Source organism: Pseudomonas sp. CGJS7 (genome assembly GCF_036961695.1).
Genome location: NZ_JBAMDI010000010.1, coordinates 132,615 through 142,646 on the forward strand (window position 1 = coordinate 132,615; position 10,032 = coordinate 142,646).

The 10,032-nt window shown below is 67.5% G+C and carries 10 protein-coding genes; 2 read left to right on the plus strand and 8 right to left on the minus strand.

Translation table 11 applies throughout. From position 1 onward, the window contains the following. Positions 1–12: 12 nt before the first annotated feature. The 8 genes from V7787_RS09165 to V7787_RS09200 all read right to left on the minus strand — a co-directional run bounded on the left by V7787_RS09165 (position 13) and on the right by V7787_RS09200 (position 6,761). Positions 13–441, minus strand: a complete 429-nt coding sequence (locus V7787_RS09165; protein ID WP_336087465.1) for a hypothetical protein — start codon at positions 439–441, stop codon at positions 13–15. Next, positions 438–1,448, minus strand: a complete 1,011-nt coding sequence (locus tag V7787_RS09170) for an amidohydrolase family protein (RefSeq protein ID WP_336087467.1) — start codon at positions 1,446–1,448, stop codon at positions 438–440. The genes V7787_RS09165 and V7787_RS09170 overlap by 4 nt, the downstream gene beginning before the upstream one ends. Positions 1,449–1,457: 9 nt before the next feature. Then, positions 1,458–2,828: an amidohydrolase family protein gene (locus V7787_RS09175; RefSeq protein ID WP_336087469.1), complete on the minus strand. Its 1,371-nt coding sequence runs from the start codon at positions 2,826–2,828 to the stop codon at positions 1,458–1,460. Positions 2,829–2,838: 10 nt separating this feature from the next. Next, positions 2,839–3,369, minus strand: a complete 531-nt coding sequence (locus V7787_RS09180; protein WP_336087471.1) for a 3-hydroxyanthranilate 3,4-dioxygenase — start codon at positions 3,367–3,369, stop codon at positions 2,839–2,841. Positions 3,370–3,372: 3 nt separating this feature from the next. Further along, entirely contained in the window at positions 3,373–3,825 is a 453-nt protein-coding gene (locus tag V7787_RS09185; RefSeq protein WP_336087473.1) for a RidA family protein, read from the minus strand. Beyond that, a complete protein-coding gene (gene can / locus V7787_RS09190) occupies positions 3,822–4,550 on the minus strand; it encodes a carbonate dehydratase (protein WP_336087475.1) in 729 nt (242 codons plus the stop codon). The genes V7787_RS09185 and can overlap by 4 nt, the downstream gene beginning before the upstream one ends. 7 nt (positions 4,551–4,557) lie before the next feature. Then, complete coding sequence (locus V7787_RS09195) at positions 4,558–5,985, minus strand: aldehyde dehydrogenase (protein ID WP_336087478.1); 1,428 nt, start codon at positions 5,983–5,985, stop codon at positions 4,558–4,560. A 125-nt stretch (positions 5,986–6,110) separates the two neighbouring features. After that, positions 6,111–6,761: a hypothetical protein gene (locus tag V7787_RS09200; protein WP_336087480.1), complete on the minus strand. Its 651-nt coding sequence runs from the start codon at positions 6,759–6,761 to the stop codon at positions 6,111–6,113. A 307-nt stretch (positions 6,762–7,068) separates the two neighbouring features. Between V7787_RS09200 and V7787_RS09205 the strand changes: the two genes are divergently transcribed. Continuing rightward, a complete protein-coding gene (locus V7787_RS09205) occupies positions 7,069–8,697 on the plus strand; it encodes a TldD/PmbA family protein (protein WP_336087482.1) in 1,629 nt (542 codons plus the stop codon). A gap of 20 nt (positions 8,698–8,717) precedes the next feature. Then, on the plus strand, positions 8,718–10,032 hold a 1,315-nt coding region (locus V7787_RS09210), incomplete at its 3' end, for a TldD/PmbA family protein (protein ID WP_336087484.1).

Genomic DNA, 10,032 nt, shown 5'->3' on the forward strand with positions numbered 1-10,032 from the left:
GGAGGCAGGCGGTCAAGCCGTGGACGCGGGCGGCAACTGTCCGGACTCGTAGCAACGGCGCAAGCCGTCGATCCAGTCCGAACCCAGGTGCAGTGTTTGGTTCTCGTGGATCAACGCGGCATCGTCGGACAGATAACCGGCCAGTTCGGGTTGGCCGCTGGCCTGCATGACCGCGGCGAACACCGCGCGGCGCAGCTGCTGCGAGGCGTCCTGGGCCGCGGCGATGCGTTGCCCGTCCAACTGGCGCTTGTGCTGCTGCAGCGCGCTGTCGGCGTGGGTCCATTGCGCGTCGAAATCATCGCGGTCGCGCAGGTCCAGGTACGCATGGATCGCGGTGCTGCCGTGTTCGGCGAGACGGCCGGCGATGGCGCCGACCAGTTCGGCCCAGCGCTCGCTGTCCAGCGGCGGCGCCGAGGCAGAATCAAGCGAAGCCGGGCTCATGCGAACCGCGACTTCGACAGCCCCAGCCATTCCAGCGCGGTGCCGTGATACAGCCGCGCCTGATCGGCCTGGTTCAAATCCAGCGAAGCGATGCCGGCGCCGGGCGTCTGCTCGCCGAGCGGGAAGGGATAGTCGGTGCCCAGCATCACCCGCGACACGCCGCAGGTGTCGAGCAGGTATTGCAAGGCGCGCGGGTCGGCCACCCACGAATCGAAATACAGCTGCGACAGGTAATCGCGCGGGTTGCGCGGGTTGTCGGTGGCGACCAGGTCCGGACGCATGTTGAAGCCGTGTTCGATCCGGCCGATGGTGTAAGGGAAGCTGCCGCCGCCGTGGGCCAGGCAGATTTTCAGCTTGGGCAAACGTTCCAGCACGCCGCCGAACACCAGACAGCAGGCCGCGCGCGATTGTTCGGCCGGCATGCCGACCAGCCACGGCAGCCAGTACTTGGGCATGCTCGGCGTTCCCATCATGTCCCAGGGATGGACCAGGATCGCCGCGCCGAGGTCGGCGGCGGCTTCGAAGAACTCGAACAACTCCGGCGCGTCCAGATTCCAGTCGTTGACGTGGCTGCCGATCTGGCAGCCCTGCAGGCCCAGTTGGTCCATGCAACGCTCCAGCTCCTGCACCGCCAGCCGCGGCGATTGCAGCGGCACGGTGCCGATGCCGGCGTAGTGGCGCGAGTAATCGCGGCAGGCCTGGGCCATGTGGTCGTTGAGCGCCTGATGCAGTTCCAGCGCCTGATTGGCCTTGGCCCAGTAGCTGAACATCACCGGCACGGTGCTGATGACTTGCACCTGCACGCCGAAGCGCGAGTAATCGTCGATGCGTTCCTGCGGGTCCCAGGTCTTGGACCAAATTTCGCGAAAAAACTTGCCGTCCTTGTAGATGCGATGGCGGCCGTCGTCGGTATGGTGGATCACCGGGAAACGGTCGTCGCCGAACTTGCGCGCCAGATCGGGCCAGTCGCGCGGCAGGTAATGGGCGTGGGTATCGATCTTGAGCATGCGGGCAGTCTACTTGGACGGTTGGCCGGCCGGCGATCCGGCGGACGCTTCGGTGCAATCGCGCAAACAGGCCAGGCGGCCTTGCTTCATCACCATCCGCATGCGCTGCAGGTGCGCGGCGTCGCCTTGCGGATCGCCGGCGACGGCGATCAGGTCGGCGCGATAGCCCACGCGCACGCGGCCGGTTTCCGCGCCCAGACCGAGCGCGTCGGCGTTGCCGGCGGTGGCCGCGCGCACGGCCTGGGCCAGGGGCACGCCGGACTGTACGTACAGGCCGATCTCTTGCGCGGTGGCGGTGGGCTCGAAACTGGGGCCGCCGTCGGTGCCCAGCGCCAGCGGCACGCCCGCGCGCCAGGCGCGTCCCGGGCCGGCCTTGGCCGCTTCGGTCCAACTGCGCAGGTCGTCGCTGCCGCGTCCGTCGCGGCCGCCGGCGAACATGCTCAGCTTGGACGCCACGTAGTTGGCGACGAAGGCGGTGGGCACCAGATACGCGCGCTGCTGCTTGAACAGCGCGACGGATTCTTCATCGAAGTAGGTGCCGTGCTCGATCGTGCGCACGCCCGAGCGCAGCGCCAGATTGATCGCCGCGGTGCTGTGCGCATGCGCCGCGACCGGCCGCCCGGCCTGGCGCGCGGCGGCGACCGCGGCAAGCACTTCGTCTTCGAACATGTTCGGCGCCGCCTGCGGCTGGCCGCCGGCCTCGCGGCCGGAGCCGGAGACGGTGAGCTTGATCCAGTCCGCGCCGGCTTCGATGTTCTCGCGCACCGCGCGCCGGCACGATTCCACGCCGTCGCAGGCGGCCGGCGCGTAGGCGATTTCCGCGGCGCTGGCGCGCTTGGCGCCGTGGCCGCCGCTGCGCGAGATGATCCGGCCGGCGGCGAGGATGCGCGGGCCTTGCAATGCGCCGGAGTCGATCGCGTCGCGCACCGCATAGGTGACGCCGCTGTTGTCGCCGACGTCGCGCACGGTGGTCACGCCGGCGCGCAGCAGTCGCTGGGCGTAGGCCGCGGTGGCCAGCGCCGTTCGCGCCGGCGAGGCCAGGGTGACCGGATCGACGTCGCTGTCGATGGCCAGATGCATGTGCGCGTCGATCAGGCCCGGCAACACGTAGGCGTCGGACAGATCGATCACCCGCGCGCCGGGCTCGATGTTCGCATCCAGACCGGGCTGGACCCGGGCCAGACGTCCCTCGCGGATCACCAGAGTGTGCGCGCCCAGCGCGGGTTCGCCGGGTTCGGCGATCAGATGGCCGGCCAGCACCACGCTGGCTTCAGCGGCCGGCGCGGGCGGCGCGATCACCACCGTATTGGCGCGCGCGGCGCCGGACGGCTGCAGGCCCAGCAGCGCAGCGGCGATCGCGAGCGGCGGCAGTGCCTTCATCGGCGAGGGCTCAGGTATCGGGCATCACGTAGCGTGCGGGCGCCGGGTTGAGGTGGCCGCACTGGCTGCAGGTGCGGTGAGCGCGCGAGGAATAGAAACGCTCGAACACCGGCGGAAAGTCGGTTTCGATGTTGCGCAGGTGGAAATACTCTTCGTAGATCTTGTGGTTGCACTGTTCGCAGAACCACAGCAAACCGTCGTCTTCGTGCGGCAGGCGCTTGCGTTCGATCACCAGGCCGATCGAGTCGGGCATGCGTTGCGGCGAATGCGGCACCCGCGCCGGCAGCAGGAAGGTTTCGCCGGCGCGGATCGGGATGTCGCGCACCGCGCCGTCTTCTTGAATGCGCAGCACCATCTCGCCTTCGAGTTGGTAGAACCATTCCGGGCCTTCGTCCCAGTGATAGTCGGTGCGCTGATTCGGCCCGCCGACCACCATCACGATGAAGTCGCCGACGTAGATCACCTTGTTGCCCACCGGCGGTTTGAGCAGGTGGCGGTGCTCCTCGATCCAGGCTTGCAGATTGATCGGTCCGGGCAGCATGGCTTACTCCGTGGCCGCGCCGGGCGGGCGCGTGGTTTTAAGGTGCGCGGTGCATTTGAGTTCGATCGCGATCGGCGTGGGCAGGGCGACGATGCCCAGGGTGGTCCGGCACGGGGCGCGGTCGATGTCGGGGAAATACTCGGCCCAGACCGCGTTGTAGGCGGCGAAATCGCGGGCCATGTCGGTCAGGTACACGGTGACGTCGACCAGATCGTCCCAGCCGGCGCCGCTGGCTTCCAGCACCGCGCGCACGTTGGCGAACACCGAGCGGCATTGCAGCTGAATGTCGTAGCCGATCAGCCGGCCCTGGGCGTCGTGGACGTTGCCGGGAATGGCGTTGCTGGCCGCATCGCGCGGGCCGATCCCCGACAGCAGCAGCAAGTCGCCGACCCGGCGCGCATGCGGATACAGGCCGACCGGCTTGGGTGCGTTGCCGGTGCGCACCGCTTGGCTCATCGCGGCGAACCGCCGTGGGTGGAGTTGACCTTGGCGATGGCGCGCTCGTAGGCCGGTTGCAGGTTCTCGAACGCGTCCACGTTCATGCCGGTGTCGTGGACGCGGCCGTTGCGCAGGCTGTAGACCCAGCCGTGCACGCTCAGCGGCTGGCCGCGGGTCCAGGCGTCGCGGACGATGGTGGTCATGCAGACGTTCTGCACCTGCTCGATCGCGTTGAGCTCGCACAAGCGGTCGTGGCGCTCGCTCTGGTGGGCGTGGGCGATGCAGCCGCCGTGCTTGTCGGCGACGTCGCTGACATGGCGCAGCCAGTTGTCGGCCAGACCCACGCGCATGCCGTGCAGGGCCGCGTGCACGCCGCCGCAGCCGTAGTGGCCGACCACCAGGATGTGTTTGACCTTGAGCACGTCGACCGCGTACTGGATCACCGACAGGCAGTTCAGATCGGTGTGCACCACCACGTTGGCGATGTTGCGGTGGACGAACACCTCGCCCGGGGCCATGTCGATGATCTGGTTGGCCGGCACCCGCGAGTCCGAGCAGCCGATCCACAGATACTCCGGCGCCTGCTGTTCGGACAGGCGGTCGAAGAAGCGCGGGTCTTCGGCGGTGACGCGCTCGGACCACTCCCGATTACGCTCCAGCAGTTCGTCCAACGGACTCGGAGAGCCGGCGTTGAACTTGCCAGAACCGGCGGAAGCATTGGAACTGGAGTCTTCAGAACTCATTCGTAACTCATCCCAGGTGAAGACCGACGTTTTTGGCGTCGGTGAAAAAACGCATGGCCTCGAAACCGCCTTCGCGGCCGAGCCCGGACGCGCCGGTGCCGCCGAACGGCGTGCGCAGGTCGCGTTGCAGCCAGGTGTTGATCCAGACCATGCCGACCTGCAGCCGCGCGGCCAGGCGGTGGGCGCGATTGAGATCGCGGGTCCACAGCGAGGCGCTCAGGCCGTAGTCGCCGGCGTTGGCCAGCGCCAGCGCGTGTTGGTCGTCGTCGAAAGGCTGCAGGGTCGCGACCGGGCCGAAGATTTCTTCGCGATTGCTCGCGCAGTCCGGGCCCAGGCCTTCGATCAGGGTCGGCGCGACGTACCAGCCGGGCCGGTCCAGCGCGCCGCCGCCGCACAACACCCGGCCGCCTTCGGCGCGGGCGCGGTCCAGCGCGGCCACGACCTTGTCGAAATGCGCCTGCGAGACCAGCGGCCCCATTGCGGTGGCCGGATCGGACGGTTCGCCGACCTTCAGCGCGCCTGCGCGTTCGACCAGCGCATCGCGGACCTCGGCGTAGATCGAGCGCTCGATCAGGATGCGCGAGCCGCACAGACAAATCTGCCCGGAGTTCTGGAACGCCGAGCGCACCAGCGTGTCCAGATTCGCGCGCCAGTCGCTGTCGGCGAAGATCAGGGTCGGATTCTTGCCGCCCAGTTCCAGCGAAACCTTGCGCAGCGACGGCGCGGCGATCGCGGCGATGCGCCGGCCGACCGCGGTGCTGCCGGTGAACGACACCGCGCGCACCGCCGGATGGCCCACTAGCGGCTCGCCCACCTGCGGGCCCAATCCCTGAACGATGTTCAGCACCCCGCGCGGAAACCCGATCTGCGCGCACAACTCGCCGAGCATCGCCGCGCTGGCCGGGGTCACTTCGGAGGGTTTGGCGACCACGGTGTTGCCGGCGGCCAACGCCGGCGCGATCTTCCAGGTGAACAGGTACAGCGGCAGGTTCCACGGCGAGATCGCCGCGACCACGCCCAGCGGCGCGCGCAGGGTGTAGTTCAGCCCGGCCTGGCCGTGATGGGATTCGCTGGCGAACTGGGTCGCGGCCTGGGCGTAGAAACGCAGGTTGGAGACCGCGCGCGGAATCTCGGCCTCGCGGGCCAGGCGGATCGGCTTGCCGCCGTCGCGCGATTCGGCCTGGGCGAATTGCTCGATCCGCGCTTCCAACGCGCTGGCCAAGGTTTCCAGCCACTGCGCGCGTTCGCTGTGGGGCAGGCCGGACCAGGCCGGAAACGCCGCCTGCGCCGCGGCGACCGCGGCGTCGACTTCGGCCGCGCCGCCGGCGGCTACCTGCGCATACGGCTGCGCATTGGCGGGATCGAACACTTCCAGCCAGCGGCCGTCGGCCGCATCGCGCGGCGCCCCGTCGATCCAGTGCCGGAATGTTTGCATGGCGCCAAGCTTAACGTGTGGGCCGGGTGGCGCCCATAGCGCGGTCGGGCGGTGTGGCGGCGCTGGCGGGGAGCGACCGGGTGGGAAAGTGATCGGCGGCTCGTTGCGGAACTGCCGCGCACGCCTCAATCGGTACGCGCGGGCGGCTGCCAGTACCCACTCGGATCGCCGTGGACGCGGGCGTGTTCGATCAATTGCCGGCGCCGCTGCCGACCGAACGGTGCCGCCAGCACACCGCTGCTGTCGCCGCCGTACCAGACTTCGCAACCGGGGATTTGCGCGTCGAGCCAGTCGGCTACCGCGGCGATCAGGATCGGGTCGCCGCGCGCGTAGTCCTCATCGTAGTAGCGGCTGAACAAGTTTATTTCGAGCAGGCATTCGCCGGGATCGGCATCGATCGGCGGACCATCTTGCTGGTAACGCGAACCCGGGGGCGGGTCGCCGGGTTCGCGGCAACAACTCGAACTGCGCTGGATCACCCGCTGCCCTCGCGCGCGGCACGGACCCAGGTCTTCCTCGATCAACTCGCCCAACTCGCGCTTGCGTTGGTCGGTGTCGTCGCACAGGCTCAAGGCCACGTACAACGGATGGGCGGCGAACCGCGCTTGCCATGCGGAGGCAGCCGCGTCGAAGCAGTCGTCGCACTCCTCTTCGAACGACAGAAACCGGTCTTGCCCGATGTCGCGGCAAAGCCCGGCGGAGATCGCATCGAGCCAGGCATCGTCGACGCGATCGGCGGCGACACGCCGCACCAGGATGTTCGCGTCGATTCCCATGAGCGTGCGCCTGAAAGTCCGAGCCGGCGATGATAGCCCCGGCGCGACCGCGAGGCTTCGTCGATCCCGCCCGCCAAGCGATGTCGGCGCCGATGCATGCCGCACTAGGTCGAAAGTCATGCCTGCACCGCAGCATCGCCGAAATCGTGCGTACCGCTGCGCGAATTGTTTGCCGGTTCGGCTCGCGTCATGCGCAAACGTGCCTCTATGCACTTGACGCCCGCGCATGACGCTGCGCACATTTCGACGGGTTCATTCACTCATGCCCGGCGCGTCTGCGCGGGGCCACTCAGGGCGGGATAATCACGTGGATAGACGCAACTTCCTGGGCATGTCCGGACTCGGCATCGCCGGACTCATGATTCCCTTCGGCAATCTGATCGCCGCCGAAGATCTGTTGGCGCCGCTGGATGTGGCCAAGAAGAAGGTCTGGGCCGACGCCGCGCTCAACGCCGCCCGCGCCGCCGGCGCCAGCTATTGCGACGTGCGCATCGGCCGCTACCTGCGCCAGTTCGTGATCACCCGCGAGGACAAGGTCCAGAACGTCACCAACGTCGAATCCACCGGCATCGGCATCCGCGTGCTGGTCGACGGCGCCTGGGGCTTCGCCGCGACCAATCAGCTCAACAACGACGCGGTGGCCAAGGCCGCGCAGCAGGCCGCGGCGATCGCCCGCGCCAACGCCAAGAGCCAGACCGCCAAGGTGCAGTTGGCCAAGACCCCGGGCGTGGGCGAGGTCAGCTGGAAGACCCCGATCCGCAAGAACTCGATGGAAGTGCCGCTCAAGGACAAGGCCGAACTGCTGCTCGGGGTCAACGCCGCGGCGATCAACGCCGGCGCCAACTTCGTCAACTCGATGCTGTTCCTGGTCAACGAGCAGAAGTACTTCGCCTCCACCGACGGCTCCTACATCGATCAGGACGTGCACCGCGTGTGGGCGCCGATGACCGTCACCGCCATCGACAAGGCCAGCGGCAAGTTCCGCACCCGCCAGGGCCTGTCCTCGCCGATGGGCATGGGCTTCGAATACCTCGACGGCGACGCTTCGGGCAAGGTCGTCTCGCCCAACGGCGTGGTCAACTACCACAAGTCCTACGACATGCTCGGCGACGCGGTCGCCGCGGCCAAGCAGGCGCGCGAGAAGCTCACCGCGCCGTCGGTCAAGCCGGGCAAGTACGATCTGGTGCTCGATCCTTCGCACACTTGGCTGACCATCCACGAGTCGATCGGCCATCCGCTCGAACTCGACCGCGTGCTCGGCTATGAAGCCAACTACGCCGGCACCAGCTTCGCCACCCTGGACAAGCGCGAATCCAAGTTCAAGTACGGCAGCGATCTGGTCGACGTGTTCGCCGACAAGACCCAGGTCGGCAGCCTCGGCGCGGTCGGTTACGACGACGAAGGCGTCAAGACCAAGCGCTGGGATCTGATCAAGGACGGCGTGCTGGTCGATTACCAGACCATCCGCGATCAGGCCCACATCCTGGGCAAGACCGAATCCGACGGTTGCTGCTACGCCGATTCGTGGTCGAGCGTGCAGTTCCAGCGCATGGCCAACGTCTCGCTGGCGGCCGGCAAGAACAAGCTCAGCGTCGCCGACATGATCAAGGACGTGGAGAACGGCATCTACATCATCGGCGACGGTTCGTTCTCGATCGACCAGCAGCGCTACAACGCCCAGTTCGGCGGCCAGCTGTTCTACGAGATCAAGAACGGCAAGATCACCGGCATGCTCGAGGACGTGGCGTATCAGATCCGCACGCCGGAGTTCTGGAATTCCTGCGTGGCGATCTGCGATGAAAGCGACTACCGCCTGGGCGGCTCGTTCTTCGACGGCAAGGGCCAGCCGGGCCAGGTCTCGGCGGTCTCGCACGGTTCCAGCACGGCGCGGTTCAACGGCGTCAACGTCATCAACACCGCCCGCAAGCTCGGCTGACCGGCGCAGGAGAATCCGACATGAGCATTTTCAGCGAAGCCCAATCCAAGACCATCCTCGACAAGGTCATCGCCCTGTCCAAGGCCGACGAATGCACCGCGGTGCTGACCGGTTCGATCGAGGGCAACGTCCGGTTCGCCCTCAACAACATTTCCACCAGCGGCATCGTCAGCGACGTCAGCCTGGCCGTGCAGGTGGCCTTCGGCAAGCGCGTGGGCACCGCGACCATCAACGAGTTCGACGACGCCGCGCTGGCGCGGGTGGTGCGCCGGGCCGAGGATCTGGCCAAGCTGGCGCCGGAGAACCCGGAGTTCATCCCGGCCATCGACAAGCAGACCTACAAGGCCAGCTCGACCTTCAGCGCCGCCACCGCCGCGATCACGCCCGAGTACCGGGCCAAGGTCGCCGCCGATTCGATCGCGCCGTGCCGCGACAACAAGCTCACCGCCGCCGGCTTCCTCGAAGACAGCCAGAGCTTCGTCGCCTTCGCCAACAGCAAGGGCAATTTCGGTTACCAGACCGCGACCGACTTCGACTACACCTGCACCGTGCGCACCGACGACGGCCGCGGTTCGGGCTGGGTCGGCCGCAGCCTGCAGGACTCCGCCGAGTTCAAGGGCGACGCCGACATCCGCGTGGCGATGCGCAAGGCCACCGAATCGGCCGAGGCCAAGGCGCTGGAACCGGGCAAGTACACGGTGATCCTGGAGCCGCACGCGGCGGCCGGGTTGATCTCGTTCATGATGAATTTCTTCGACGCGCGCCAGGCCGACGAAGGCCGCAGCTTCCTGTCCAAGAAGGGCGGCGGCAACAAGCTCGGCGAGCTGGTCTACGATCCGCGCGTCAACCTCACCGCCGATCCGTGGGACGCGCGCGCGCCGGTGATGCCGTGGGATCAGGAAGGCCTGCCGCGCGAGAAGATGGCGATCGTGGAGAACGGCAAGATCGCGGCCCTGCGCTATTCGCGTTACTGGGCGCAGAAGCAGGGCAAGAAGGCGGTCGGCGCGCCGGGCAATCTGTTGATGGCCGGCGGCGACAAATCCACCGCCGATCTGGTCAAGAGCACCCAGAAGGGCATTCTGGTCACCCGCACCTGGTACATCCGCATGGTCGATCCGCAGACCGTGCTGCTGACCGGCTTGACCCGCGACGGCACCTTCTACATCGAAAACGGCGTGATCAAGCACCCGGTGAAGAACTTCCGCTTCAACGAATCGCCGGTGATCATGCTCAACAACATCGAGGAACTCGGCCGTCCGGTGCGCGTGGCCGGCGACGAGTCCACCCTGGTGATGATGATTCCGCCGATGAAGCTGCGCGATTTCACCTTCACCT

Coding starts and splice junctions, on each gene's coding strand:
- V7787_RS09165 (WP_336087465.1), bottom strand. CDS start 441: ATGAGCCCGGCTTCGCTTGATTCTGCCTCGGCGCCGCCGCTGGACAGC.
- V7787_RS09170 (WP_336087467.1), bottom strand. CDS start 1,448: ATGCTCAAGATCGATACCCACGCCCATTACCTGCCGCGCGACTGGCCC.
- V7787_RS09175 (WP_336087469.1), bottom strand. CDS start 2,828: ATGAAGGCACTGCCGCCGCTCGCGATCGCCGCTGCGCTGCTGGGCCTG.
- V7787_RS09180 (WP_336087471.1), bottom strand. CDS start 3,369: ATGCTGCCCGGACCGATCAATCTGCAAGCCTGGATCGAGGAGCACCGC.
- V7787_RS09185 (WP_336087473.1), bottom strand. CDS start 3,825: ATGAGCCAAGCGGTGCGCACCGGCAACGCACCCAAGCCGGTCGGCCTG.
- can (WP_336087475.1), bottom strand. CDS start 4,550: ATGAGTTCTGAAGACTCCAGTTCCAATGCTTCCGCCGGTTCTGGCAAG.
- V7787_RS09195 (WP_336087478.1), bottom strand. CDS start 5,985: ATGCAAACATTCCGGCACTGGATCGACGGGGCGCCGCGCGATGCGGCC.
- V7787_RS09200 (WP_336087480.1), bottom strand. CDS start 6,761: ATGGGAATCGACGCGAACATCCTGGTGCGGCGTGTCGCCGCCGATCGC.